We start from the raw sequence: 26822 nt of genomic DNA on the forward strand, positions 1-26822 counted from the left end.
GGGGCGTACGCACATGAATCACGCCCTGATCCTGCCCATCCTGTTGCCCGCGGTCGTGGGGGCGGTGCTGGTCATCGCCGCGCGCTACGACCGGGTGCTGGCGCGCGTGTTCTCGGTGGCGTCGATGCTGCTGATGCTGGCGATCGCGGTCGGCCTGTTCGTGCTCGCCAGCGATGGCAGCGTGCGCACCTACGCGCTGGGTGCCTGGCCGGCGCCGTTTGGCATCGTGCTCGTGCTCGACCGCCTGGCGGCGCTGATGCTGCTGCTCGGCGCCGTGCTCGGCCTCGGTGTGCTGCTGTACGCGATCAACGGCTGGGACCAGCGCGGCAAGCACTTCCACCCGCTCTACCAGTTCCTGTTGATGGGCATCAACGGTGCCTTCCTGACCGGCGACTTCTTCAACCTGTTCGTGTTCTTCGAGATCCTGCTGATCGCCTCCTACGGCCTGATGGTGCATGGCGGCGGCGGTTTGCGGGTGAAGGCGGGCGTGCAGTACGTGGTCACCAACCTGGTCGGCTCCTCGGTGTTCCTGATCGCGGTCGGCCTGATCTACAGCGTCACCGGCACGCTCAACATGGCCGATCTGGCGGTGAAGGTGCCGCAGGTGCCGGCGGGCGATCAGGCGCTGCTGCAGACCGGCGCGGTGCTGCTGCTGCTGGTGTTCGCGGTCAAGGCCGCGCTGGTGCCGCTGCACTTCTGGCTGCCGGGGACCTACGCCAACGCACCGGGTCCGGTGGCGGCACTGTTCGCGATCATGACCAAGGTGGGTGCGTACTCGATCATCCGCCTGTATGTGCTCGCCTTCGGCGCCGACGCGGGCGAGGCCGCCTGGCTGGCCGCGCCCTGGCTGTTGCCCGCAGCGCTGCTGACCCTGGTGCTGGGCATGACCGGCGTGCTGGCCGCGCGCAGCCTGGGGCAGATGGCGAGCTTCGCGGTGATCGGCTCGATGGGCATGCTGCTGTCCACGGTGGCGGTGTTCACCGAGCAGGCCACGAGCGCCGCGCTGTACTACCTGATCCACTCCACGCTGGCTGCGGGCGCCCTGTTCCTGATCGCCGACCTCGTCGCCGAGCGCCGCGGCCTGTTACGCGACCGGCTGGTGCTGGCGCCGCGCATTGCGCAGGGTGGACTGATCGCGGGCCTGTTCTTCATCGCCGCGATCGCCATCACCGGCATGCCGCCACTCTCGGGCTTCGTCGGCAAGTTGCTCATTCTCGACGGCGTGCGCGCCTCGGCGCATGCGGTCTGGTTGTGGGTGCTGATCCTGTCGACCTCGCTGATCGCCATCGTCGGGTTCTCGCGCGGCGGCAGCATGTTGTTCTGGAAGGCCCACGCGCTGCCGGTGGCGCCGGCCGTGGCGCATCGCGCGGATGTGCTGCCCTTCGTCGCCGTGGGCGGCATGCTCGCCTGCCTGGCGCTGCTGACCGCGTTCGCCGGACCGGCCCATGCCTGGCTGGAACTCACCGCCGCGCAGCTCTATGCGCCGGCTGGCTACATCGAGGCGGTGCTCGGCACCGCAGGAGCGCTGCGGTGATGGACTCTCCACGCACGGACACCGATACCCGCAGCCGCTTCGAGCGCTGGCTGCCGCATCCCTGGCTGACCCTGATGCTGGTGGTGCTGTGGATGCTGCTGCTCAACAGCTTCAGCGTCGGCGGGCTGCTGATGGGCGTGCTCCTCGGCGTCGTGATTTCGCACCTCACCAGCCAGTTCTGGCCCGAGCGGCCGCCGATCAAGTCTTATCGCAAGGCAGTTGTCTACCTGGGCCTCGTGGCCTGGGACGTGGTGGTCGCCAATCTGCAGGTCGCACGCCTGATCCTGTTCCGCCGCGCGGACGCGCTCAACGTGCGCTGGGTCGTGCTGCCGCTCGAGCTGCGTTCGCCGGAGGCGATCTCGGTTCTCGCCGGCACCATCACCATGACCCCGGGCACGGTGTCCTGCGACCTGGCAGCCGACGGCCGCAGCCTGCTGGTGCACTGCCTGGACGCACCCGACGCCGAGGACGCGGTGCGCGCCATGAAGGACCGTTACGAGGCCCGCCTCAAGGAGATCTTCCCGTGATCGAATACGCGCTCAACTTCGGCTTTTTTGCGCTCTCGCTCGCCGTGCTGCTCAACCTGTGGCGACTGCTGCGCGGTCCCTCGCTGATGGATCGCGTGCTGGCGGTCGACACCATGGTGATCAACATCATCGCGTTGATCATCCTGTTCGGCATCCAGCAGCGCACCACGATCTTCTTCGAGGCGGCGTTGCTGTTCGCGATGTTCGGCTTCATCTCCACGGTCGCCTACTGCCGCTTCGTGCTGCGCGGCGACGTGATCGAGTGACAGGGGCGACGAGATGACATTCCTGCTCGAACTGATCGTTTCCGCGCTCATCGTGTTTGGCGGGGCCTTTGCGCTGGTGGGCTCGATCGGCATGGTCAAGCTGCCCGACCTGCTGACCCGTCTGCATGCGCCCACCAAGGCCACCACGCTCGGGGTCGGCGGCGCGCTCGCAGCCTCGATGGTGTTCTTCGCCGCCTTCGAGGACGACCTCTCCATCCACGAGGTGCTGATCACCGCTTTCCTGTTCCTGACCGCGCCGATCAGTGCGCACTTCATCGCCAAGGCGCATCTCCACGAGCACACAGAACTGCGCGACGACCTGCCGCCGACCGGTCGTCCGCAGGGCTGGAGCACATTCGAAAGCGTGCCTGATACGGACGAGGACGAGGACGGCGACGACGCGCGCGCCGCACATCACTGACCCGGCGCGTGCAGACGGCGCCTGCTCCGGGAAACGTGCATACGGCGACCCCGTTTCTGCTCGATGCAGGCCTCTCGCAGTCGCGCCTGCGGCGCGCGACGCGATCGCCTTGGGTCGCGGCGCGTGCGATTGGGGGATAATGCCGGCTCGACCAGCCAGGGGCCCCCTTTGAACACGATTCGCCGAAACCCGCCCAAACCCGCGCCCTCGCGCATCAGCGGCACACTCAAGGCGCGCACTCGCGACACCACCGAGCAGGCCGAGCCCACAGCCCGTGAGGACGGCGAACCGGCGCGCAAGCCCGCCGCAGCGCGCGCCGACAAGCCCGCGCCGAAAGGCCGTCCTGCGCGTGAGCCGGGGCGTGGCGAGCGGGGTCAGGCGCGCACCGAGCGCGAGCCCGGACGCGCGGACCGCGAGCCGCGGCGAACAGAGCGGGATCAACCGCGTGCTGAGCGCGCCGGTCGCGCCGAGCGTGACGGCTCTCGCGGCGCACGCGGGCCGGGTCGCGACGACGGTACGCGCACGCCGCGTTCGGAATCAGCCGATCGCGGTCCCCGCTCCGCACCTGCGCGCAGCAGCAGAACCGACGCGCCGCGCGCGGCGCCCGAGCGCCGTAAAGCGGACGCCCCGCATCCGGTGGCGTCGAACGTCGAGCACCCTGCGCGGGTGCCCGCCGCGGGCGAGGTGCCGCCCGAGGGCGTGCGCCTGTCCAAGATCATGGCCGAGCGCGGCATCTGCTCACGCCGCGAGGCCGACGAGTTCATCGAGCGCGGCTGGGTCTTCGTCGACGGCAAGCGCGTGTCGGAGCTCGGCGTGCGCATCGACCCCGACGCGCGCATCACGCTGGCTGCCGAAGCCACCCGCACCCAGCAGCAGCGCGTCACCATCCTGTTGCACAAGCCGGTCGGCTACGTCTCCGGCCAGCCCGAGCCGGGCTACGCGCCGGCGGTCGGCCTGATCGGCGGCGACAACCAGTTCGACCGCGACACCGCGCAGCGCTTCCATCCCAGCCAGCTCAAGAACCTGGCTCCCGCGGGCCGCCTGGACATCGACTCCACTGGCCTGCTGGTGCTCACCCAGGACGGCCGCATCGCCCGCCAGCTCATCGGGGCGGATTCGGAGATCGACAAGGAATACCTCGTCCGCGTCGAGGGCACGCTGGCCGAGAACGGTCTCGCGCTGCTCAACCATGGCCTGTGGCTGGACGACCGCCCGCTGCGCCCGGCCAAGGTCGAATGGATCAACGACGATCAGTTGCGCTTCGTTCTGCGCGAAGGGCGCAAGCGCCAGATCCGCCGCATGTGCGAACTGGTCGGGCTGCAGGTGGTGGGCTTGAAGCGCGTGCGCATCGGCCAGGTCAAGCTCAGCGACCTGCCGCTTGGCCAATGGCGTTATCTGCGCGAGGACGAGCGCTTTTGAGCGGGGGGCTCAGTCGGGCGCGCGCGAGGCTTGGCTGTCGCGCGCCAGTTCGTCGCCCAAGGGTCCGGTCTTCGGCGTGATGCCCGCGCGGTGTGCGGCGCGCGCCATCGCATGCGCGGCAAGCGGTGCGGTGGCGAGCAGGATCACCAGTGCGAACACGGCGGCAAGGGCGAAGGCGCCGCTGCTCGCGGCGGCAACACCGCCCAGCACCAGCGCGGCACCGAGCGCACCGGCCTTGCTGGCGGCGTGCATGCGGGTGTAGCTGTCGGGCAGGCGCAGCACGCCGATGGCACCGATCAGCCCGATGAGGGCGCCGGCCAGCAGCAGTAGCGACGACAACCAGGGCAGGAATCCGGCGCTCATGGCTGGTCCTCCAGCGGACGGGGGTCGAGCGCAGCCGGCGCGCTTGCCGCAGGGCGCTCGTCCGGCCAGGCCACCGCCTCGTCCGGCCCGCGCCCGCGGCGGCGGAACATCAGGATGAATGCGGTGGTGCTCAGGAAGGACACCAGCGCCAGCACCACCGCGGCATCGAGCAGCATCGGTTGTGCGGCGGCGAGCGCGAGCAGGGCGATGACGCCAATACCGATCATGGTGAGGGCATCGATCGCCACCACGCGGTCGGTTGCGCGCGGCCCGCGCACCAGCCGCGTCAGGATCAGCACCGCGCTGATGCCCTGCAGCGCGAAGGTCAGCGGCAGCACCCAGGCGGCGCCGGCAATTTCAATCATCATGCTGCGTTCTCCTCGGATCGGGACGGTGACCCCGGCGGCTCGCCGGCGTCGATCCAGCGCAGCAGCCGGCGTTCGATTTCGCGCACGCCTGCTTCCACGGCGTCCGCGTCCCGGGCGTCGATGGCATGGATGTACATCAGCCCGGATGCGGGCGCGTAGTCGAGCGCCATGGTGCCCGGTGTCAGCGTCAGCAGGCAGCCGAGCAGGGTGGCGATGCGGTCGTCACGGCGCGCCAGCCGCATCCGCACCACGGCCGGCTCCGGCACGACCTTGCGGGCGAGCACGATGCGGGCGACGTCGATCGTCGCCTTGAAGATCTCGGCCAGGAACCAGAGCCCGAAGGCGGTGCCGAGCTCGAGCCGGCGCACGTAGCGGCGGATGCCGAGCAGATCGATCGCCAGGCGCAGCGCGACGTAGATGACCACGAAGGCCGCCACCACACCGAGCGGACTCAGCGCGCCGGCGAATGCGGCCAGGCCGACCGCGAGCAGGATGTGCAGTCCGAGCATGTTCAGCGTCCTCCATTGGCAGTAACGGCGGCGATGTAACCGGCAGGGGCGCCGAGCTGATCGGCGGCGGCGATCGCGTAGTCCATGACCGGCCCGGCGCCGAGGCCGATCGCCACCGTCATCGCCGCCAGCGCGCTCACCGCCCACACTGCCGGGCGCATGCCCGCCGCGCTGCGCTCGCCCGCACGGCCTGCGGGGTGGGGCTTGAGGAAGGCCTCGTTCCAGATCTTGCTCATCGACAGCAGCGTGAAGATGCCGGTGACCAGCGCCACCGCGGCGGCGATCCAGGCGCTCGCGTCCAGGCTGGCCTTGACCAGCACGAACTTGGCCCAGAAGCCCGACAGCGGCGGAATGCCGGCCAGCGACAGCGCCGGAATCGCGAACAGCACCGCCAGCCAGGGCGCACGCGCATACAGCCCGCCCATCGCCGCCAGGCGCTCCGAACCGGTCAGGCGTGCGGCGATGCCGCCGATGAAGAACAGGTTCGCCTTCACCACGATGTGGTGGATGAGGTAGAACACCGCCCCGGCCAGGGCCAGCGGCGTGGCCAGTGCCAGCCCCAGGATCATGTAGCCGACCTGGCTGACGATGTGGAAGGACAGGATGCGCCGAACCTCGACCTGGGCCGCGGCGCCGAGCACGCCGATCAGCATGGTGGCGCACGCCACCCAAAGCAGCACCTCGTGGGCGACGCCCGCGTCGGGCCAGAGCAGGGTGACGATGCGGATCAGCGCATACACGCCGACCTTGGTGAGCAGGCCGGCAAAGAGCGCCGACACCGGCGTCCACGCCACGTGGTAGGACGCCGGCAGCCAGCCGAACACCGGGAACAGCGCGGCCTTGATCGAGAACGCGGTGAGCATCAGCACCACCGCGGCGTGCGCGCTGGCCGGCACCTCGTCGGCAGCGAAGGCCTGGGCGAGCAGCGCCATGTTGAGGCTGCCGCTGGCGCCGTAGAGCATGCCGGCGGCGAGCAGGAACATCATCGTCGCCACCAGGTTCAGCACCACATACACCACCGTGCCCGCCAGCCGGCGCTTGCCGCCGCCCAGCACCAGCAGCGCGAAGGAACCCACCAGCAGCACCTCGAACCACACGTAGAGGTTGAATACGTCGCCGGTGATGAAGGCGCCACACACGCCCACCAGGAGGCCATGCACCAGCGGGTGGAAGTCGCGCCCGCGCGCCGGGTCTTCGTCGCGCGCCATGGCGAACACGATGGTCGCCGTGCCGACGATGCCGGTGATCGCCACCATCGCCGCCGACAGCCGGTCGATGACCAGGGTGATGCCGTAGGGCGCCGCCCAGCCGCCGGCCTGGACGGCGAGGATCTGCCCCTGTGCGGCGATCACGACCAACGCCAGGCCGGCAGCCGTGAGCGCGAGCGCGCCCGCCAGGCTGAGTGCGCTCACCGCGCGTGGAATCCGACGTGCGAGCAGGGTCAGCACCAGGGTGGCGAGCGGGATCAGCAGCGGGGAGACGATCAGCGTGTTCATGCCTTGTCCTCCCTCGCCGGTGCCGGCAGATCTGGCGCCGGCTCCTCGGCTACCGCGGTGATGCGGTCGGTCTCGACGTTGCCGTGCAGTTCCCAACTGCGCTTGAGCACCGCGAGCGCGAACACGAAGAGCGCAAAGCCGATCACGATCGCGGTCAGCACCAGCGCCTGCGGCAGCGGGTTGGTGGCGAGCGCCGGGGCGCCGGCCTCGGTGACGAAGGCGGCGGCGCGGCCGTCGACGCGGCCGGCGGTGAACACCGCCAGGTTCACGCCGTTGCCGAGCACCACGACGCCGAGCACCACGCGCAGCAGGCCGCGATCGAGCATCATCCAGATGCCGATGGCGACCAGCAGGCCGACGGTGATGGAGAGGATGATTTCCATGTTCAGGCCTCCCGCTCGAGCAGACACAGCAGCATGTGCAGCACAGCGCCGAGCACGGTGAGGAACACGCCGACGTCGAACAGCAGCGGTGTGCCGAGCGGCAGCCCGGCGGGGAAGATCCAGTTGCCGGTGAGGAAGGGCTGGCCCTGCAGCAGGCCGATCACGCCCGCGCCCGCCGCCAGCGCGAGCCCGATCGCCAGCATGGCCACCGGCGGCACGCGCAGCACGGCGCGCGCACGATTGACGCCGAAGGCCAGCGCCAGCAGCACCGCCGCGCAGGCCGCCACCAAGCCGCCGATGAAGCCGCCGCCGGGCAGGTTGTGGCCGCGCCACAGCAGCACCAGAGAGATCAGCGCGAGCAGCGCCGACAGCGGCAGGATGCCCTGGCGCAGCAGCACCGAGCCGAAGTCCGAGCTGCCCTCGCTCGCGCCCTTGCCCGGTTTTCCGGCGCCGAGCAGGGTGGCGGCCGCCAGACCGGCGAGGCCCACCACCAGGATCTCGCCGAGCGTATCGAGTGCGCGGAAGTCGACCAGGATCACATTGACCACGTTGGCACCCTTGCCGCCGGGCAGGCTGTTGTCCAGGTACCACTGCGCGATGTCGCCGGGCAGTGGCTGGCTCACCGTCATCAGCATCATCGCGCTGACCACGGTGCCGATGATGATCGCGATCACGGCATGAAAGCGCTTGGCTGCAGGCTTGCGCGAGCCGACCAGCTTGGTGGGAGGCAGCCGGCGCAGCACCAGCGCGAGGAAGATCACCGTCAGCGTTTCCACCATCAGCTGGGTGATCGCCACATCCGGCGCGCGCGAGGCCAGGAACACCATTGCCAGGCCGAGGCCACTCGCGCCGAGCGTGGCGACCAGCGCGACGCGACCCGGCATCACCGCGGCGCCCGTGGCCCCCGCCACTGCGAGCAGGCAGCCCAGCAGGGCAGCCACGTTCACCGGGCTGGTGACATCTGGCCAGACGAGCTCGTCCCCGGTGGAGGCGACGACACCGATCAGTGCGAAACCTGCGATCGCCAGCACCAGCCAACTGATGTGCTGGCGCAGCGAGCCGTGCTGGAAGCGGTCGGCGATCCGCGTGGCGAACGCAAACACGCGCTTGAGCAGGCGGTCCCAGATCATGTCGCCGCTCACCCGCCACAGCACCCGCCACAGCGAGAGCCGGCGCCGCAGCCGGGTGCGCTGCAGGTAGAAGAACACGCCCAGCGCCACCGTGAGCAGGCTGGCGAGCAGCGCGGGCGTGAAGCCGCCCCACAGATAGAGGTTCACCGGCACCGTGGCGCCCGACACCGCCTGCACCGCGGCGTCGATCAGCCACAGCTCGGCCAGGTTGTTGAACGCGCCGAACACGAAGCCGCCGACCGCGAGCAGCATCGGCCCGATCCACATCGCGATGCCGACCTCGTGCGGCGCGCGTGGGTAGCGCCCCTCCTTGCCCAGGAAGGTGCGCACGAACACCAGGCCGGCGGCGGCCAGCAGCAGCGCGTTGGTGAGGATCATCACCGCGGTGGTGATCCAGCCCGCGAGGCCCAGCTCGATCAGGCCGGCGTACTTGAACTCCTTGGCGATGAAGCCGAAGAAGGGCGGCAGGCCGGCGTTGGAGAAGGCGGCGAGCGCCACCGCGACGCCGGTGAGCGGCATGTGGCGCATCAGCCCGCCGAGCTGCGAGATCTGCCGGGTGCCGGTGGCGTGGTCGACCGCGCCCACCGCCATGAACAGCGCCGCCTTGTAGAAAGCGTGCGCCACCAGGTAGATCGCGAAGGCCTGCAAGCCGTAGTGGGTGTTGGTGCCGAGCAGCATGGTGAGCTGGCCGAGCACCACCACCGTGGTGTAGGCGAGCACGCGCTTGAGGTCGGTCTGGCGGATCGCCAGCACCGCGCCGACGAGCGCGGTGGCCGCGCCCACCGTGATCAGGATCGTGCTCCAGCTCGTGGAGCCGCCGAGCGCCGGGTTGAGGCGGGCGAGCAGATACACGCCGGCTTTCACCATCGTCGCCGAATGCAGATACGCCGACACCGGCGTGGGCGCCGCCATCGCGTTCGGCAGCCAGAGGTGGAAGGGCACTTGCGCCGACTTGGTGAAGGCGCCGATCAGCACCAGCGTGAGGATCGCCGGGTAGAGGGCGTGGTCGGCGATGACCTGTGGCGACAGCCCCGAGAACTGCCAGCTCCCGCCCACGTTGCCGAGCAGGATCAGCCCCGCGAGCAGGGCCAGCCCACCGCCGCCGGTGATCAGCAGGGCCTGCAGCGCCGCCCGGCGCGACTCCGCCTTGTCGTGCTGGAAGGCGATGAGCAGGAAGGAGGTGACGCTGGTCAGCTCCCAGAACACGAACATCGCGATCAGGTCATCGGCCAGCACCAGACCGAGCATGGCCGCCATGAAGGCGAGGAGGTACGCGTAGAAGCGGCCGAGGTGGCGGTGTTCGGAGAGGTAGGCGCCGGCGTAGAGCACGATCAGCGTGCCGATGCCGGTGATCAGCAGCGCGAACAACAGCGACAGACCATCCAGCCGGAAGGACAACTCAACGCCGAGCGCCGGCACCCAGGCAAGGCTCGACGTGATGACGCCGCCGCTGGCGACGACGGGCATCTGGGTCAGGAAATGGACGAAGGCTGCCAGCGGCGCCAATGCCAGCAGCCAGCCCGCGCGCTGATCCATGCGACAAGCCAGCGGCGGTGCGATCAGCATGGCGAGCGCGATCAGGCCTATGCTCGCCAGCACGCGTCACCCCGGCAGGTTGGTTTCATGGTGGTCTCCCCGAAAGAACGGGCGCCAGCCGCTTTGCGCGGGGCGCCCTGATTCTATTTACGGAAAACTGACCGCCTTACCTGCTTCAGGTTCCTGAACCCGTTTTCGGCTGATCTCCTCCTGCTCTGATTTTCACGGCATTTGCAAGGGGTTCAGTGCATCGTGGCGTGCACGCGCGGCTGGCTGCGGGCGCCGATCTCGGGGTGTGCCTCGTACAGGCCGCTCTGGCGCGCGAAGTCCGCGGCAAGCGGGCAGATCTGACCCGGCGGGCATCCATGTTCGCAAGCGCATTCCTTGCGGGTTTCGTCCAGCAGCACCATTTGATGCATGGTTTCACAGCGGGCGATGGGGGCGTCGAACGTGCACATGATGGTCTCCTTTGGTATTGCCTTCTGGTACTGCGTTTTCTGTCTCTTTCCGTGATTGATTTCACGGTGATCTTGGTTTCAATCTAGTTTCTTGGGCAGAAAATGCTGTTGTAAGTGACGAAGTGTTGACCTAGGTCAACCTTTATAGGGTTTTTGCGCGGGCGCAACAGGGTGTTTGAATGCCGCAACGCCGGCCTCTGGCGATCACTCCGCACGCAGCGCTTCCACCGCATCGAGCCGCGCCGCGCGCCGCGCGGGCAGCACGCCCGCCAGCAGCCCGATACCGAGCGCGAGCAGTTCGGCGATGACGACGAAGTGCCACGGCGTGGCCACCGGCATCGCCGGCACCACCAGGCTCACGAGCTGCGCCAGCCCGATCCCGATCGCCAGCCCCAATGCGCCGCCGACGCCCGCGAGCACGACCGCCTCGCCGAGAAACAGCGCATGGATGGTCCGCCGCCGCGCGCCGAGCGCCACCAGCAGGCCGATCTCGTTGGTGCGCTCGGCCACCGCGATGGTCATGATGGTGACGATGCCGACCCCGCCCACGAGCAGCGAGATGCCGCCGAGTGCGCCCACCGCCGCGGTGAGGATGCCGAGGATGTTCGACAGCGTGGCGAGCATGTCTTCCTGGGTGCGGATGGTGAAGTCCTCGCGGCCGTGGCGTGCGATCAGGCTGCGCTTGACGAGTTCGACCACGCGCGCCGCCGGGACGCTCTCCTCGTAGGCGAGGCCGATCTCCATCAGCCCGTCGCGGTTGAACAGGGCCAGCCCGCGCGAGCTGGGGATGAAGGCGGTGTCGTCGAGGTCGATGCCGAGGAACTGGCCCTTCTCCTCCATGATGCCGATCACCCGGTAACGCTCGTCGCCGATCTGCACCCGCTCGCCGAGCGCATTGCCGGCACCGAACAGTTCGCGCTTGAGCTTGGGGCCGAGCACCACGAAGGCGCGCGCGCTCGCGCTGTCGTCGGGTGGCAGGAACTGGCCCACGCGCACCCGCATCGCATACACCTCGTGCATGGTGGCGCCGACGCCCAGCACCATGGTGCGCCGCACGCGGCCGTTGGCGCGCACCTCGGCATTGCCACTGACGTTGCCGGTGACGTGGCGCACGTGCGGCAGCCGCGCCAGCGCCGCCGCATCGTCGAGCGTGAGCTCGCGCGCGGTGGACGGCAGGCCGGGCGGGCCGCCGCGCGGGCCCTGGCGGCCGGGGGTGATCTCGATGACGTTGGTGCCGAACTGGCCGAACTCCTGCAGCACGAAGCGGTGCAGGCCTTCGCCGATCGAGGTGAGCAGGATCACCGCGGCGATCCCCACCGCGATGCCGCCGAGCGTGAGCGCACTGCGCATGCGGTGGGCGGTGATCGAGCGCAGTGCGAGCTGCAGGAAGTCGGCCCAGCGCATGGCGCTAGCGCTTCATCAGCGCCTGGACCGGGTCCAGGGCAGCGGCGCGGCGTGCGGGCATCACGCCGAACAGCAGGCCGGTGACGAGCGCGGTGCCCACCGCCGCGGCCACGGCCCAGTCCGGCGGCCACGCGGGCAGGACGGGAAACGCCAGCCGGATGCCCCATGCCCCGGCGTGACCGAGCGCAAAGCCCGCCACCGCGCCGGCGAGCGACAGCAGGCCGGCCTCGGCGAGGAAGGCGAGGCGGATCGCGCGTGCGCTGGCGCCGAGCGCCTTGAGCAGACCGATCTCGCCGGTGCGCTGGGTCACCGCCACCAGCATCACGTTCATGACCAGGATGCCGGCCACCGCCAGGCTGATCGCCGCGATGCCGGCCACGCCCAGGGTGAGCGCGCCGAGGATGCGGTCGAAGGTGCCGAGCACGGCGTCCTGGGTGATCACGGTGAAGTCGAGTTCGCCGTCGCGCCGCGCCTGCAGCAGGTCCTCGACCTGGCGCTGCGCCGGCGCCAGCGCCTCGCGGCTGCGGGTCTCGACCATGATGCGGAACAGCGCGTTGGTGTTGAACATGGCCTGCGCGGTGGCGACCGGCACCAGCACCAGCTCGTCGGAGTTCATGCCCAGCCCGCGCCCGGCCGGGCCCATGATGCCGATCACGCGCAGGCGGCGGTCGCCGAGGCGGATCATGCGGCCGATGGCGTTCTGGGTGCCGAACAGCTCGGCGCGGATGGTCTCGCCGATCACCGCCACCGCGGTGGCGCGGCCGAAGTCCTCGCGCGGCAGGAACTGGCCGCTGGCGACCTTGAAGCCGCGGATGTCGAGATAGTCGGCGCTGGTGCCCAGCACCAGCACCTCGCGCAGGCGCCCGCTCACCGAGATCTCGGAGTTGCCCATCGTCAGCGGCGCCACGCGCTGCACCAGCGCCAGGCGCTGCAGCGCGGTGGCGTCGTCGTTGGTGAGGTCGCGCGGCGTGCTGCTGACGAAGCTGCCCGGGTTGACGCCGCCGGTCTCGGTGCGCCCCGGGAGCACGATGAGCAGGTTGGCGCCGAGCGCCGAGAACTCGTCCACCACATAGCGCCGCGCGCCGTCGCCGAGCGCGGTGAGCATCACCACCGCGGCCACGCCGATCGACATCGCCAGCACCATCAGCGCGGTGCGCAGCGGGTAGCCGAGCGCGGCGCCGGTGGCGAAGCGCAGGGTGTCGGCGGGGCTCATGCCGGCTGCGCGCTGCGGCGCAGGTCCTCGCGGATGGCGCCGTCTTCCATGAGTACGCGACGCCGGGCGCGCTCGCCCATGGTGGGGTCGTGGGTGACGACGATCAGCGTCATGCCGGCGGCGTTGAGGTCCTCGAGCAGCGCGGTGACCTCCTGGCCGGTGGCGCGGTCGAGGTTGCCGGTGGGTTCGTCGGCGAGCAGCAGGGCGGGGCGCATGATGGTGGCGCGCGCGATCGCCACGCGCTGGCGCTGGCCGCCGGAGAGCTCTTCGGGGCGGTGGTGGGCGCGCGGTTCGAGGCCGAAGTCCTTCAGCGCCTGGGTGACGCGGCTGGTGCGCTCCTGGGGCGGGATGCCGGCGAGCATCAGCGGCAGGGCGACGTTTTCGGCGGCGGTGAGGCGGGGCACGAGGTGAAAGCTCTGGAACACGAAGCCGATGCGTGCGCTGCGCACCGCGGCCTGCTCATCCGCCGACAGCGTGGTGACGTCGCGGCCTTCGAGCCGGTAGTGGCCGGCGTTGGGGCGGTCGAGCAGGCCGAGCAGGTTGAGCAGGGTGGATTTGCCGGAGCCGGAGGGACCCATCACCGCGACGTATTCGCCGGCCTCGATGCGCAGGGAGACGTCGCGCAGCGCATGCACCTGGCTGTCGCCGAGCTGGAAGATGCGGTTGATGCCGTCGAGTTCGATCTGGGCCATGTTCGCTCTCGATTCCTGCTCTGCGCGCTAGCGCATGACGGATTCGACGCTGACGCGCGCGCCCGCGGCGACGCCGGCCCGTTCGAGTGAGGTGACGATGCGCTCGCCCGCCTGCAGCCCCTCCACGACTTCGGTCTGTTCCCAATTCGACAGTCCGGTGCGCAGGTCGCGCTCGATCAGCACGCCGTTTTCCTCCACCAGCACGCGATGGCCCTCGCGCAGCGCCGAGGTCGGGATACGCAGCACATCGGCGCGGCTGTCGAGCACGATCTCGACGTCGGCGCTGTAGCCCACGAGCATGCCGCGGGCCTCGTCCGGGCGGACGAAATCGACATCCACTTCAACGGTACGGGCCTGTTTCTCCACCGCCGTGATGTAGGGCGCCACGCGCTTGACGCGGCCCTCGAACACCGTGCCCGCCATCGCCTCGAGCGTGATCCGCACCGGCAGCCCGGGGCGGATCTTGGGGGCGTCGATCTCGTCCATCGGCGCCTTCACGTACAGGCATGAATCGTCGATGAGATCGATCGCCGGCGGCGTCGGCACGCCGGGCGGGGAGGGGATGGAGATTTCGCCGAGTTCGCCGCTGATGCTGGCCACGGTGCCGGCAAAGGGCGCGATCAGCACCAGGCGCTGGCGGTCGGTCTCGGTGGCGGCGAGCTGCGCCTGGACAGTGGTGATCTCCGCGCGCGTAGTGTCACAGGCGGCGCGGCGCGCGCGCGCCTCGGTGCGGGCCTTCTCCTCGGCGCTGGCGGAGACGAAGCCGCGCTTGACCAGTTGCGCCTGGCGCGCCGCCTCGCGCTCGGCGTTGTCGGCCACGGTGCACGCCTCCTGCACGCGCTGGCGTGCGGTGGCAAGCTGCGCCTGGTTGATCGCCAGGCGCGCCTCCAGGTCGCCATGCCACAGCCGCATCAGCACCTGCCCGGCTTCCACCCGATCGCCTTCCTTGACGCCGAGCCATTCGATGCGCCCGCCGACGATGGTCGCCATCCTGGTGCGCTGGCAGGCCTCGATCTCGCCCGCGCGGGTGTTCGACAGCGTCGCCTCGACCAGGCCGCGGCCGACCTCATGCACCACCACTTCGATCGGCTTGGGCCGCGTGAACCACCAGCCTGCCGCCCCCAGCAGAGCGAGGACGAGGACTACGGTCAGCAGGCGGCGGAGGGTTTTCATGGCTTCATGGGGGTGGACCTACTTCCCGCCCTTCGCCCACGAATCCTTCAGCGTGACCGTGCGGTTGAACACCGGCGCGCCGGGCTTCGAATCAACGCGGTCGGCGACGAAGTAGCCGTGGCGTTCGAACTGGAAGTGGTCTTCGGGTCGCGCGTCCTTGAGCGCGGGCTCCAGGTATGCGGTGATGATGCGCTTGCTGTCCGGGTTGATGTCGGTGAGGAAGTCGCGCTCGAAGTCGGGTGCGTCGCCCTCGCGGCGCTGACCGGGGTGGGGATGGGCGAAGAGGCGGTCGTAGATGCGGACCTCGGTTTCAAAGCCGTGCGCCGCCGACACCCAGTGCAGGTTGCCCTTGACCTTGTAGTTGTCGGCCCCGGGGGTGCCGGATTTCGAATCGGGCATGTACTCGGCGAGCACCGCGGTGATGTTGCCGGCGGCGTCCTTCTCGCAGCCGGTGCATTTGACGACGAAGCCGTAGCGCAGGCGCACCATGTTGCCCGGGTAGAGGCGGTGGAAGCCCTTGACCGGCGCTTCCATGAAGTCCTCGCGCTCGATCCACAGCTCGCGCGAAAACGGCATGTCGCGTTTTCCCAGCTCGGGCTTCAAGGGATGGTTGGGCGCCTGGCACAGTTCGGAGGCGCCTTCAGCGTAGTTGGTGATGACCAGCTTCAGCGGATCGAGCACCGCCACGCGGCGCTCGGCGGCCTCGTTGAGGTCGTCGCGCATGCATTCTTCCAGCACGCTCATGTCGATCCACGAGTCGGCCTTCGATACGCCGATGCGCTCGGCGAAGCGGCGGAAGCCCGCGGCGGTGAAGCCGCGGCGGCGCGCGCCGATCAGCGTGGGCAGGCGCGGGTCGTCCCAGCCGGCGACGTGGCCTTCGTTCACGAGCTGGATCAGCTTGCGCTTCGAGAGCACGACGTAGGTGAGGTTGAGGCGGGCGAACTCGATCTGCTGCGGCAGCGGGCGCGGGAAGTGGCCTTCGGTAGCGAGCGCGTCGAGCAGCCAGTCGTAGAACGGGCGCTGGTCCTCGAACTCGAGCGTGCACACCGAGTGGGTGATGTTCTCGATCGCATCCTCGATCGGGTGGGCGAAGGTGTACATCGGATAGATGTGCCAGGCGTCGCCAGTGCGATGGTGGGTGGCGTGGCGGATGCGGTAGATCGCCGGGTCGCGCAGGTTGATGTTGGGGCTCGCCATGTCGACCCTGGCGCGCAGGATGTGCGTGCCCTCGGCAAATTCGCCGGCGCGCATGCCGGCGAACAACGCGAGGTTCTCGTCGACGCTGCGGTTGCGGAAGGGGCTGTCCTTGCCGGCTTCGGTCAGCGTGCCGCGGTTGGCGCGCATCTCCTCGGCCGACTGCGAGTCGACGTAGGCCTTGCCGGCCTTGATCAGGCTCACCGCGCAGGCGTACATCTTGTCGAAGTAATCGGAGGCGAAATACAGGTGCTCGCCCCACTCGAAGCCGAGCCACTGCACCGCCTCGATGATGGCGTCGACGTACTCCTGCTCTTCCTTCTCGGGGTTGGTGTCGTCGAAGCGCATGTGGCAGACGCCACCGTAGGCTTCGGCCAGCCCGAAGTTCAGGCAGATTGACTTGGCGTGACCGTAGTGCAGGTAGCCGTTGGGCTCGGGCGGGAAGCGCGTCTCGACGCGCCCCGCCCATTTCGCCGTGCGGATGTCCTCGTCGATGATGTTGCGGATGAAGTTGGAGGCAACTAGGACAGGGGCTTCGGTGGCGACGTTTTTTTCGGGTTTCATCGGATGTGCGGATCGGGTGTGGACGGCCCTGGCGGGCCAGATGCGGGATGCCGTGATTGTAGCCGATCCGCTCCGACGGCTCGGAGGCGACGGCCGGCGCGGTTAGAATCGCGGTACTGATCGATCAAGAGAGGGCGGCGGTGATTCGACCTGCGTGCGGGGGGGCGGACTGGTGAATCTGGCGGCGTTTGCAGCGGTGGGGGCGGGGGCGGCCTGCGGGGCCTGGCTGCGCTGGGGGCTCGGGGTGTGGCTGAACCCGGTGTTCGCGCTGGTGCCGCTCGGCACGCTGGTGGCGAACCTGCTCGGCGGCCTGTTGATGGGGGTGGCGCTGGCTGCGGTGCAGGCCTGGCCGGCGATGTCGCCCGCGTTGAAGTTGCTGCTCACCACCGGTCTGCTCGGCGGGCTGACCACCTTCTCGACCTTTTCCGCCGAGGCCTTCCATCTGCTGCAGCGCGGTGCGATCGGCTGGCTGGGTGCCCACCTGGTCTTGCATGTGGTCGGCTCGGTGCTGATGACGTGGGCAGGTTTTACCCTTTTCAACGCGCTGCGGGCATGAATCGCGGCGCTTTGCGGGCAGCAGTGTCATTTTCTGTTTCACTCCGATGGGCTAGAGTAAAGACGTTGCACACGCATACTTTGTCGGCACCCGCAGACTCGAAACGCAACGGAGGTAAAAAACATGAAAAAAATCATCGTCACCCTTTCCGCAATCTCGCTCTCGATGGCGGGCCTCAGCGGCTGTGCCAACATGAACGAGACCCAGCGTGACACCGGCATGGGCGCCGGCATCGGTGCGATCGCCGGTGGCCTGATCGGCGCGGCGACCGCCGGCGGCAACAAGGGCAAGAGCGCCGCGACCGGGGCCGCGATTGGTGCTGCACTGGGCGCGGGCGGCGGCTACCTGTGGTCGCAGAACATGCAGAAGCAGCGGGCCGAGATGGAGCAGGCGACGGCTGGCACCGGCATCGGCATCAGCCAGACCACCGACAACCAGCTCAAGGTGGACATCCCCGCAGACGTCTCCTTCGACGTCGGCCGCTACGCGATCAAGCCCAACATGCGCCCGGTGCTCGACCGCCTCGCCTCCACGCTGAACCAGCACCCGGTGACCACGGTGACCATCGTCGGCCACACCGACAGCACCGGCTCCGATGCGGTCAACGACCCGCTGTCGATCAACCGCGCTGCGTCCACCCGCGATTATCTGGTGCAGCGCGGCGTCTCGGCCCAGCGCATCGCGGTCGACGGTCGCGGCTCGCGGCAGCCGGTTGCGGACAACTCGACGGCGTCTGGCCGTGCGATGAACCGCCGCGTCGAGATCTTCATCGCCGAACCGGCACGGTAATACCTCGCTTAACTGCAAGCCCGGCCGGGGTTGTCCCGTGCCGGGTTTTTTGTTGCTGCGGACGGCGTGTCTCCCGCTCCGGCGGAGACTGTGCCATGCCGCCTGCGGTCAGCGTGCCGGCGCAGGCAGTGGTGCCAGCAGCGCCGCGATGTCCGACTCGCCGAATTTCGCCAGCGCGTTTGCGTCTTCCGACAGCACGCTCTCGGCCAGCGCCGCCTTCTTCTCCTGCAGGGCGAGGATCTTCTCCTCGATGCTGCCCGCGCACACCAGCTTGAACACGAACACCGGCTTGTCCTGGCCGATGCGGTGGGCGCGGTCGGTGGCCTGGTTCTCGGCCGCCGGGTTCCACCACGGGTCGTAGTGGATCACGGTGTCGGCGGCGGTGAGGTTGAGGCCGACGCCGCCGGCCTTGAGGCTGATCAGGAACACCGGCACCCGGCCCTTCTGGAAGTCTTCCACCGGGATGCGGCGATCGCGCGTGTCGCCGGTCAGCGCCACCCAGCCGATCTTCGCGCGGTCGAGTTCGGCGGCGATCAGGCTCAGCATGCTGGTGAATTGCGAGAACAGCAGGATGCGGCGGCCCTCGTCGATCAGTTCGGGCAGCATGTCCATCAGCATGTCGAGCTTGGCGCGCTCCTTGACGCGCGCGGCGGCGGGCGACTTCAACAGGCGCGGGTCGCAGCACACCTGGCGCAGCTTGAGCAGCGCGTCGAGGATCACGATCTGGCTGCGCGCGAAGCCCTTGCCGGCGATCTCGGCGCGCACCTTCTCGTCCATTGCCGCGCGCACCGTCTCGTAGAGGTCGCGCTGGCTGCCCTCCAGCCCGACGCTGCGCACGATGATGGTCTTCGGCGGCAACTCGGTGGCGACGTCTTCCTTGCGCCGGCGCAGGATGAAGGGGCGCAGGCGGGCGGCGAGCAGGTCGCGGCGCACGCTGTCGCCGTGTTTCTCGATCGGCGTGCGCCAGGTCTGGGTGAACTGCTTATGGGTGCCGAGAAAGCCCGGCAGCAGGAAGTCGAACTGCGCCCACAGCTCGCCGAGGTGGTTTTCCAGCGGTGTGCCGGTGAGGCCCAGCCGATGACGGGCCTTCAACCGGCGGATCACCTGCGCCGCCTTGCTGGCGGCGTTCTTCACCGTCTGCGCCTCGTCGAGGATCAACAGGCTCCACTCGCGCGCCTGCAACGCCTCGGCGTCGCGCCACAGCAGCGGGTAGGTGGTGAGCGCGACGTCCACCTTCTCGCCGCTGGCGTCGCCCGCGTCCAGTTCGTCGAAGCGGGCGTGGCGATCGGAGCCGTGCAGGTTCAGCACCTTCAGGTCGGGGGCGAAGCGCTCGGCCTCGGCCTGCCAGTTGAACACCAGCGAGGTCGGCAGGATCACCAGCGCGGGCACATCGAGCCGGCCGGCCTGCTTCTCGGTGAGCAGGTGGGCGAGCGCCTGCGCGGTCTTGCCCAGGCCCATGTCGTCGGCAAGGATGCCGGCGAGGTCGTGGCGTACCAGGTGCTGCAGCCAGGCCAGGCCTTCGAGCTGGTAGGGGCGCAATTCCGCGCGAAAGCCCTTGGGCGTGGTGACGGCCTGGATGCCTTCGGCGTTGCGCAGGCGAGCGGCGATCTCGGCAACGCGCGCACTGCCGCGCCCCGGCAGGTCTAGGTCGGCGAGGCGGGTGGCGTCGAGTTTCGACAGGCGCAGGTCCTGGTCAGGGCGATCGAACAGATCGACCAGTGCGCGCACCAGCGGCTTCAGGCGCGCGGCGCTGATGCGCAGGCGGCCGAGCGTATCGTCCTCGAGGATCAGCGCCTCGTTGTCGGCGATGTCGTCGAGCCGCCCCGACAGCCAGCGCGCATCCTGCGCGAACAGGCCGGAGAGCAGCGGCGCGAGCGGCAAGGCCTTGCCGTCGACCTCGATGCCGGGCGACAGGCCCAGCCAGCCGTCCTCGCCCTCGTCGATGTCGAGCATGAGCTCGTCGATGTCGATCGCGTGGTGGCGGAAGTCGTTGGGAAACTCCACGACCCAGCCTTCTTCGCGCAGTGCCGGCAGGGTGTCGGACATGAAGCCCGGCCACGCCGCTTCGCTCGCCAGGCCGAGGGCCTCGGGCGGCAGCATGCCGAAGCTCGCCTGCACCGCGCCCAGCGGCACGCGGGTGAAGCCGACCGCGGTGAGCTTCTGTGCGGCGGCGCGTTCGGCGCCTTCGTCGCGGGTCAGGCGGGCGCTGCGGCCGTCGGCCAGGGGGTGGAAGAGCCTGCCGTCGCCGGCTTCGACGGTGACCGGGCCGTAGCGGAAGGCGAGCAGGGCGAAGTCGAATTCGTAGGTGCCGTAAGCCGCGTAGCTGCGAAAGCGCACGTGATGGACCGGCAGGGTGGCGAGCCGCAGCACCGGTACCGGCACGCCGCCGACTTCGATCGGGGGCTCGCCGCGCTGGGTGGGGACAGGCAGGGTGGGCGCCACTTCGGTCAGGGTCGCGGCGACGAGCTCGGATTCGGCCTGGGTCAGCGGCGGCAGCCATAACAGGCGCTGCACGAGCTCGGCAGGCACCTCCAGCGTGATCGGGCCAGCCTCGGACTTCGCGGTGTCCACGTACCAGGGCGGGAGCAGGGGCAGGATGCGCTCGGCGGCGGGCTCTACCCTGAGTACCGGCGCACGCAGGCCGTCGGCGGTCAGGGTCCAGTCGGGCGTGCCCACACGCGGCTCACCGGCGCGCAGTATTGGAGTGGCGAGGCTGGCCAGATGCATGCGCTCGCTGGCGAGCAGCTTGATCATCAGCTCGACGCTGTTGCGTCCGTCCAGTGGCAGCCCGTCGCCGGTGACGGCGCGGCCGCGTGGGCGGTGCGCCCACAGCAGGCGCAGGATCTCGAGGTCGGTCTCATCGACGAAGGCCGGCGGTGCCTGCAGCGCACGCTCGATGTTGCTCCAGCTCTCGCGCTGGCGGATCTGCCCGTGCTGATCGAGGCGCACCTTGTAACAGGCGACGCGCAGATCTCCGTTGTAGCCGTCGGCTTCGATCACATAGCGCAGCGCATGGACGCTGGCGGCGGGCTTGCGTGTGCGTCCGGCGGTCGGGCTCAGCGCGGTGGCGGCATGGCGAAAGCCTTCCACCCAGGCCAGCACCTGCTCGCGCGGTCGGTCCGGTCGGCGGCGCTGGTGCAGCAGCAACAGCATCATCGCCGCCACGTGCTTGCAGTCATAGCCCATCGGGCAGGTGCATTCGCTGACCAGGGTTGGCCGCTCGCCCTTGTCGATGACGTCGGCCAGCACGTCGTAGGGTGTGCGCTGCCGTCCCTTGACCAGCGCCGACACCGAACTGCCATCGCACGACAGCGCGCTCACCCGGCTCAGATAGCCGAGGCCCTTGGCGACGGTTTCCATGCCGAGTTGGGCGATCAGGTCATCCTGGGTGAAGCGGTCGAGCGGGGTCATGGGCGGATCGAGAGGGCGCACGCGCGGGCAAAACCCGGAAGTCTACACGTTCCTGCGCGCGCAGTACGCCGGCAGACGCCGATATCCCGGGGCTCCACGATCCGCCAGGAAGCCGTTCCGAACGTCCGAAAACCGGACTCCATATCGTTTCCGGTCGCCGCTTCTCTGCGGATCTTCATGTTGCGACGCGGCGTTTCAAGCCCTTCCGCGCCGTTTTGGTGAGCCTTGGAGGCGTGCTGCGGTGCACAGCCGCCACGGTGGCACGGTGGTTGCAATGAATCCTTCGGTGCCAGATGCACCAGGCGTTCATCCAACCAGAAGGAACGGAGACAACCATGCAAGTACAGACCGCAGCACGCGTACAGGTGATGGGCATCGATGCCGGCGGCACGATGACCGACACCTTCTTCGTGCGCGACGACGGCCGCTTCGTCGTCGGCAAGGCGCAGAGCAATCCGGCGGACGAATCGCTCGCCATCTTCAATTCCTCGCAGGACGCGCTCGCCCACTGGGGGCGTGACGTCGACGAGGTCTATCCGGAGCTGGCGACCTGCGTCTATTCCGGCACCGCGATGCTCAACCGCATCCTGAGCCGCAAGGGCCTCGACGTCGGCCTGATCTGCAACCGCGGCTTCGAGCAGATCCACTCCATGGGCCGCGCGCTGCAGAGCTATCTCGGCTATGCGCTGGAGGACCGCATCCATCTGAACACCCACCGCTACGACGAGCCCCTGGTGCCGGTGTCGCGCACCCGCGGCGTGACCGAGCGCACCGATGTGCAGGGCAAGGTCGTGATTCCGCTGCGCGAGGACGAGGTTCGCCAGGCCGCCCGCGAACTGGTCGAGGCCGGCTCGCAGGCGATCGTGATCTGCCTGCTGCAGTCGCACAAGAACGAGATCAGCGAGCAGCGTGCGCGCGACCTGGTGAAGGACGAGTTGCAGCGGCTCGGCGTCGATATCCCTGTGTTCGCCTCGGTGGACTACTACCCGTCGCGCAAGGAAAGCCACCGCATGAACACCACCATCCTGGAAGCTTACGGCGCCGAGCCCTCGCGCCAGACCCTCAAGAAGGTGAGCGACCGCTTCAAGAAGCACGGCGCCAAGTTCGACCTGCGGGTGATGGCTACCCACGGCGGCACCATCAGCTGGAAGGCCAAGGAGCTGGCCCGCACCATCGTCTCCGGCCCGATCGGCGGCGTCATCGGCTCCAAGCTGCTCGGCGAGGCGCTGGGCGACGAGAACATCGCCTGCTCCGATATCGGCGGCACCAGCTTCGACGTGGCGCTGATCACCAAGGGCAACTTCGCCATCAAGTCCGACCCCGACATGGCCCGCCTGGTGCTGTCGCTGCCGCTGGTGGCGATGGACTCGGTGGGCGCGGGCGCCGGCAGCTTCGTGCGCCTGGATCCCTACAGCAAGTCGATCAAGCTGGGTCCCGATAGCGCCGGCTACCGCGTCGGCACCTGCTGGCCGGAGAGCGGGCTGGATACCGTCACCGTGTCCGACTGCCATGTGGTGCTCGGCTACCTGAATCCGGAGAACTTCCTCGGCGGCGCGATCAAGCTCGACGTGCAGCGCGCGCGCGACCACATCAAGGCGCAGATCGCCGACCCGCTGGGCCTGTCGGTGGAGGATGCCGCCGCCGGCGTCATCGAGCTGCTCGACCTCACGCTGTCCGAGTACCTGCGCGCCAACATCAGCGCCAAGGGCTACAACCCGGCCGACTTTACCTGCTTCTCCTACGGGGGCGCCGGCCCGGTGCACACCTATGGATACACCGAAGGGGTGGGCTTCAAGGACGTGGTGGTGCCGGCCTGGGCGGCGGGCTTCTCGGCCTTCGGCTGCGCCTGCGCCGATTTCGAGTATCGCTACGACAAGTCGGTGGACCTCGGCGTCGCCCAGTTCGCAGCCGACGCGGACAAGGCGGCGGCTTGCGCGAGCCTGCAGGAAGCGTGGGAAGAGCTGGCGGTGAAGGTCATCGACGAGTTCGTCATCAACGGCTACAAGCCGGAAGACGTGCTGCTGATCCCCGGCTACAAGATGCAGTACATGGGGCAGCTCAACGACCTCGAGATCGTGTCGCCGGTGTCGACCGCGGCGACTGCGGCCGACTGGGAGCAGATCATCGAGGCCTTCGAGAACACCTACGGTCGCGTCTATGCGAACTCGGCGCGTTCGCCGGAACTGGGCTTCTCGGTCACCGGCGCGATCCTGCGCGGCATGGTGGTGACGCAGAAGCCGGTGCTGCCGGAAGACGTCGACTGCGGCCCGACGCCGCCGAAGGAGGCCTGCCTCGGCACCCGTCCGTTCTACCGCCACAAGAAGTGGGTCGATGCCGTGCTGTGGAAGATGGAGGCCCTCAAGGCCGGCAACCACATCGTCGGCCCCGCGATCATCGAATCCGACGCCACCACCTTCGTCGTGCCCGACGGCTTCGAGACCCGGGTCGACAAGCACCGCCTTTTCCATCTCAAAGAAGTGAAGTGAGGAGACCCGACATGAACATGATGACAAGCAAGGAAGTCGGCTTTGCCGACCTGCTCAAGAACGGCCAGACGCTCAAGCAGTTCCGCGACGGCATCATCGAGCGGACCCAGGCCAGCGGCCATTACAACGGGCTGGAGAAACTGGCGTTCCGCGACAGCGACCCGATCGGCTACGAGAAGCTGTTCTCCAAGCTGCGCGGCGGCCTGGTGCACGCGCGCGAAACGGCGAAGAAGATCGCCGCCAGCCCGATCGTCGAGCAGGAGGGCGAGCTGTGCTTCACGCTGTACAACGCCGCGGGCGACTGCGTGCTGACGTCGACCGGCATCATCATTCACGTCGGCACGATGGGCGCTGCGATCAAGTACATGATCGAGAACAACTGGGAGGGCAACCCTGGCATCAACCCCGGTGACATGTTCACGACCAACGACTGCGCGATCGGCAACGTTCACCCCTGCGACATCGCGACGATCGTCCCGATCTTCTGGGAAGGTCGGCTGATCGGCTGGGTCGGCGGCGTCACCCACGTGATCGACACCGGCGCGGTGACGCCGGGCTCGATGTCCACCGGCCAGACGCAGCGCTTCGGTGACGGCTACATGATCACCTGCCGCAAGACCGGCATCAAAGACGAGCCGCTGCGCGACTGGCTGCACGAATCGCAGCGCTCGGTGCGTACGCCCAAGTACTGGATCCTCGACGAGAAGACCCGCATCGCCGGCTGCCACATGATCCGCGAACTGGTCGAGGAAGTGATCCGTGCCGACGGCATCGAGGCCTACGAGAAGTTCGCCTTCGAAGTCATCGAGGAAGGCCGCCGCGGCCTGATGAGCCGCATCAAGGCGATGACGCTGCCGGGCAAGTACCGCAAGGTGTCCTTCGTCGATGTGCCCTACAAGCACGAGGACGTACAGGTGTCCAACGCTTTCGCCAAGCTCGACTCGATCATGCACTCGCCGTGCGAGATGACGATCCGCCCGGACGGCAAGTGGCGGCTGGACTTCGAAGGCGCGAGCCGCTGGGGCTGGCACACCTTCAACGCCCACCAGGTCGCCTTTACCTCCGGCATCTGGGTGATGATGTGCCAGACCCTGGTGCCCACCCAGCGCATCAACGACGGCGCCTATTTTGCCACCGAGTTCCGTCTGCCCAAGGGCACCTGGTGCAACCCGGACGACCGCCGCACCGGCCACGCCTACGCCTGGCACTTCCTCGTCTCGGGCTGGGCGGCGCTGTGGCGTGGCCTCTCCCAGTCCTACTTCAGCCGCGGCTACCTGGAAGAGGTCAATGCCGGCAACGCCAACACCTCCAACTGGCTGCAGGGCGGAGGCATCAACCAGGACGGCGAGATCCACGCGGTGAACAGCTTCGAGGCATCGAGCTGTGGCACCGGCGCCTGCGCGGTGAAGGACGGCCTGAACCACGCCGCGGCGATCTGGAACCCCGAAGGCGACATGGGCGACATCGAGATCTGGGAGATGGCCGAGCCGCTCCTGTATCTGGGCCGCAACGTCAAGGCCAACTCCGGCGGCTACGGCAAGTACCGCGGCGGCTGCGGCTTCGAGACCCTGCGCATGGTCTGGAACGCCCAGGACTGGACGATGTTCTTCATGGGCAACGGCTTCATGAACAGCGACTGGGGCATGATGGGCGGCTACCCGTCGGCCACCGGCTATCGCTTCGAGGCCCACAAGACCGGGCTCGAGAAGCGCATCGCGATCGGCGACTCGCTGCCGCTGGGCGGTGATCTCGATCCGTCCGCTCCGGACTACGAACGCCACATCGACGCCACCGCGGTGGTCAAGCGCGACAAGCAGTGCATCACCACCGAGGACTGCTACGCCAACCACGACCTGTACCTGAACTACCTGCGCGGCGGCCCCGGCTTCGGCGATCCGCTCGACCGCGAGCCGAAGGCGATCGAGAACGACCTCAACCAGAAGTTCCTGCTGCCGGAATACGCGCAGAAGGTCTACGGCGCGGTCTTCACCCAGGACGCCAAGGGCGTATTCACCGTGGATGCGGCGAAGACCCAGGCCCGCCGCGCCGAGGTGCGCAAGGAGCGCCTGGCCCGTGCCCTGCCAACGCGCGAATGGATGAAGGAGGAGCGCGAACGCATCCTCAACAAGCACGCCGCCGTCCAGGTACGCCACATGTTCGCCACCAGCTTCGCCCTGTCCGAGAAGTTCACCCGTCAGTTCAAGGACTTCTGGAGCCTGCCGGACGACTGGCAGCTGCTGGAAGAAGAGCTGGGCGTGCCGTCCTACGGCGCCAAGCACCGCATGGACCTCTCGCTGCTGCCCGACGTGACCACCGTCGTCCAGGTCGAAGAGTAATCAAGGAATCAAGGAGACAGACCATGAGCACCTACACCAATGAGCAGGTCGCCCACCTCGTGGAAGGCAGCCTCGACTGGGACACCACCTTCCGCATGCTCTCCATGCCCAAGGACAACAGCCGCTTCGAGCAGTACCTGGCGGCGCTGCAGGCCAAAGTGAGCTTCAAGGAGCGCATCGTGCTGCCGCTCGGGCCACACCTCTACATCGTGCAGAACGCGCGGAAGCAGTGGGTCACCCAGTGCGACTGCGGCCACGTGTTCGGCGACTACCGCGAGAACTGGAAGCTGCACGCCGCCCTTTACGTGCGCGACACCGAGGAGGCGATGACCGAGGTGTATCCGAAGCTGATGGCGCCGGACACGCAGTGGCAGGTGTACCGCGAGTACTACTGCCCCACCTGCGGCACGATGCACGATGTCGAGGCGCCCACGCCGTGGTACCCGGTGATCCATGACTTCGAGCCAGACATCGAGGCCTTCTACAAGGAATGGGTTGGCCTGCCGGTGCCGGAGCGCGCCGACTGAGGCAGGCTTCCCCCCGGGTCGTGGGCTACCGCGGCCCGCTGTTCAACCCCCGGGCCCGGGGGCATTT

Annotated in this window: 23 protein-coding genes; 10 read left to right on the forward strand and 13 right to left on the reverse strand. The window is 68.6% G+C overall.

Going from position 1 to position 26822, the window contains the following annotated elements; genetic code table 11:
- The first annotated feature begins 13 nt into the window (after positions 1-13).
- From RBT54_RS13915 to RBT54_RS13935, 5 genes are all read left to right on the forward strand, one after another.
- A complete protein-coding gene (locus RBT54_RS13915; RefSeq protein WP_320367671.1) occupies positions 14-1534 on the forward strand; it encodes a monovalent cation/H+ antiporter subunit D in 1521 nt (506 codons plus the stop codon).
- Complete coding sequence (locus tag RBT54_RS13920; protein ID WP_320367672.1) at positions 1534-2061, forward strand: Na+/H+ antiporter subunit E; 528 nt, start codon at positions 1534-1536, stop codon at positions 2059-2061. Before RBT54_RS13915 ends, RBT54_RS13920 begins: the two co-directional genes overlap by 1 nt.
- A complete protein-coding gene (locus RBT54_RS13925; RefSeq protein WP_320367673.1) occupies positions 2058-2327 on the forward strand; it encodes a K+/H+ antiporter subunit F in 270 nt (89 codons plus the stop codon). The genes RBT54_RS13920 and RBT54_RS13925 overlap by 4 nt, the downstream gene beginning before the upstream one ends.
- A gap of 13 nt (positions 2328-2340) precedes the next feature.
- Positions 2341-2748 (forward strand): Na+/H+ antiporter subunit G, encoded by a 408-nt coding sequence (locus RBT54_RS13930; RefSeq protein WP_320367674.1) that lies wholly within the window; start codon positions 2341-2343, stop codon positions 2746-2748.
- Between the two features lie 168 nt (positions 2749-2916).
- A complete protein-coding gene (locus tag RBT54_RS13935; RefSeq protein WP_320367675.1) occupies positions 2917-4167 on the forward strand; it encodes a pseudouridine synthase in 1251 nt (416 codons plus the stop codon).
- A gap of 9 nt (positions 4168-4176) precedes the next feature.
- Here RBT54_RS13935 and mnhG read toward each other — a convergent pair whose 3' ends face one another.
- The 12 genes from mnhG to RBT54_RS13995 form a co-directional block, all read right to left on the reverse strand.
- Positions 4177-4530 (reverse strand): monovalent cation/H(+) antiporter subunit G, encoded by a 354-nt coding sequence (gene mnhG / locus RBT54_RS13940; RefSeq protein WP_320367676.1) that lies wholly within the window; start codon positions 4528-4530, stop codon positions 4177-4179.
- The gene (locus tag RBT54_RS13945) at positions 4527-4898 is read right to left on the reverse strand and encodes a monovalent cation/H+ antiporter complex subunit F (RefSeq protein WP_320367677.1); all 372 of its coding nucleotides are present in this window, start codon (positions 4896-4898) and stop codon (positions 4527-4529) included. Before RBT54_RS13945 ends, mnhG begins: the two co-directional genes overlap by 4 nt.
- Positions 4895-5407 (reverse strand): Na+/H+ antiporter subunit E, encoded by a 513-nt coding sequence (locus tag RBT54_RS13950; RefSeq protein WP_320367678.1) that lies wholly within the window; start codon positions 5405-5407, stop codon positions 4895-4897. The genes RBT54_RS13945 and RBT54_RS13950 overlap by 4 nt, the downstream gene beginning before the upstream one ends.
- Positions 5408-5409: 2 nt before the next feature.
- Positions 5410-6903, reverse strand: coding sequence for a proton-conducting transporter membrane subunit (locus RBT54_RS13955; RefSeq protein WP_320367679.1), 1494 nt, complete (start codon positions 6901-6903; stop codon positions 5410-5412).
- Positions 6900-7286 (reverse strand): sodium:proton antiporter, encoded by a 387-nt coding sequence (locus RBT54_RS13960; RefSeq protein ID WP_320367680.1) that lies wholly within the window; start codon positions 7284-7286, stop codon positions 6900-6902. Before RBT54_RS13960 ends, RBT54_RS13955 begins: the two co-directional genes overlap by 4 nt.
- Before the next feature lie 2 nt (positions 7287-7288).
- Positions 7289-10015, reverse strand: a complete 2727-nt coding sequence (mbhE, locus tag RBT54_RS13965; RefSeq protein ID WP_320367681.1) for a hydrogen gas-evolving membrane-bound hydrogenase subunit E — start codon at positions 10013-10015, stop codon at positions 7289-7291.
- 179 nt (positions 10016-10194) lie between these two features.
- Positions 10195-10410 (reverse strand): hypothetical protein, encoded by a 216-nt coding sequence (locus RBT54_RS13970; RefSeq protein ID WP_320367682.1) that lies wholly within the window; start codon positions 10408-10410, stop codon positions 10195-10197.
- Between the two features lie 204 nt (positions 10411-10614).
- Positions 10615-11814, reverse strand: a complete 1200-nt coding sequence (locus tag RBT54_RS13975) for an ABC transporter permease (RefSeq protein WP_320367683.1) — start codon at positions 11812-11814, stop codon at positions 10615-10617.
- Between the two features lie 4 nt (positions 11815-11818).
- Positions 11819-13027, reverse strand: coding sequence for an ABC transporter permease (locus RBT54_RS13980; RefSeq protein WP_320367684.1), 1209 nt, complete (start codon positions 13025-13027; stop codon positions 11819-11821).
- Positions 13024-13719: an ABC transporter ATP-binding protein gene (locus RBT54_RS13985; RefSeq protein ID WP_320367685.1), complete on the reverse strand. Its 696-nt coding sequence runs from the start codon at positions 13717-13719 to the stop codon at positions 13024-13026. The genes RBT54_RS13980 and RBT54_RS13985 overlap by 4 nt, the downstream gene beginning before the upstream one ends.
- A 27-nt stretch (positions 13720-13746) precedes the next feature.
- Positions 13747-14892 carry an efflux RND transporter periplasmic adaptor subunit gene (locus RBT54_RS13990; protein WP_320367686.1) on the reverse strand — a complete coding sequence of 382 codons (1146 nt, stop codon included), beginning with the start codon at positions 14890-14892 and terminating at the stop codon, positions 13747-13749.
- Positions 14893-14910: 18 nt separating this feature from the next.
- Positions 14911-16650, reverse strand: coding sequence for a glutamine--tRNA ligase/YqeY domain fusion protein (locus RBT54_RS13995; RefSeq protein ID WP_320367687.1), 1740 nt, complete (start codon positions 16648-16650; stop codon positions 14911-14913).
- Positions 16651-16822: 172 nt separating this feature from the next.
- Here RBT54_RS13995 and crcB point away from each other — a divergent pair, with 172 nt between their 5' ends.
- Positions 16823-17206 (forward strand): fluoride efflux transporter CrcB, encoded by a 384-nt coding sequence (crcB, locus tag RBT54_RS14000; protein ID WP_320367697.1) that lies wholly within the window; start codon positions 16823-16825, stop codon positions 17204-17206.
- 123 nt (positions 17207-17329) lie between these two features.
- Positions 17330-17995, forward strand: coding sequence for an OmpA family protein (locus RBT54_RS14005; RefSeq protein WP_320367688.1), 666 nt, complete (start codon positions 17330-17332; stop codon positions 17993-17995).
- A 108-nt stretch (positions 17996-18103) separates the two neighbouring features.
- Here RBT54_RS14005 and RBT54_RS14010 read toward each other — a convergent pair whose 3' ends face one another.
- Positions 18104-21406 carry a DEAD/DEAH box helicase gene (locus RBT54_RS14010; protein ID WP_320367689.1) on the reverse strand — a complete coding sequence of 1101 codons (3303 nt, stop codon included), beginning with the start codon at positions 21404-21406 and terminating at the stop codon, positions 18104-18106.
- A 335-nt stretch (positions 21407-21741) separates the two neighbouring features.
- On the opposite strand from RBT54_RS14010, the gene RBT54_RS14015 reads away from it, so the two are divergent.
- Genes RBT54_RS14015 through RBT54_RS14025 form a run of 3 tightly spaced genes read left to right on the forward strand, consistent with a single transcriptional unit; the run spans position 21742 to position 26755 of the window.
- Positions 21742-23892, forward strand: a complete 2151-nt coding sequence (locus RBT54_RS14015) for a hydantoinase/oxoprolinase family protein (RefSeq protein ID WP_320367690.1) — start codon at positions 21742-21744, stop codon at positions 23890-23892.
- A gap of 11 nt (positions 23893-23903) precedes the next feature.
- Complete coding sequence (locus RBT54_RS14020; RefSeq protein WP_320367691.1) at positions 23904-26228, forward strand: hydantoinase B/oxoprolinase family protein; 2325 nt, start codon at positions 23904-23906, stop codon at positions 26226-26228.
- Positions 26229-26251: 23 nt separating this feature from the next.
- The gene (locus tag RBT54_RS14025; protein WP_320367692.1) at positions 26252-26755 is read left to right on the forward strand and encodes an acetone carboxylase subunit gamma; all 504 of its coding nucleotides are present in this window, start codon (positions 26252-26254) and stop codon (positions 26753-26755) included.
- Positions 26756-26822: the final 67 nt, after the last annotated feature.

Origin of the sequence: Thauera sp., assembly GCF_034003485.1 — a bacterium.
Classification (GTDB): Bacteria; Pseudomonadota; Gammaproteobacteria; order Burkholderiales; family Rhodocyclaceae; genus Thauera.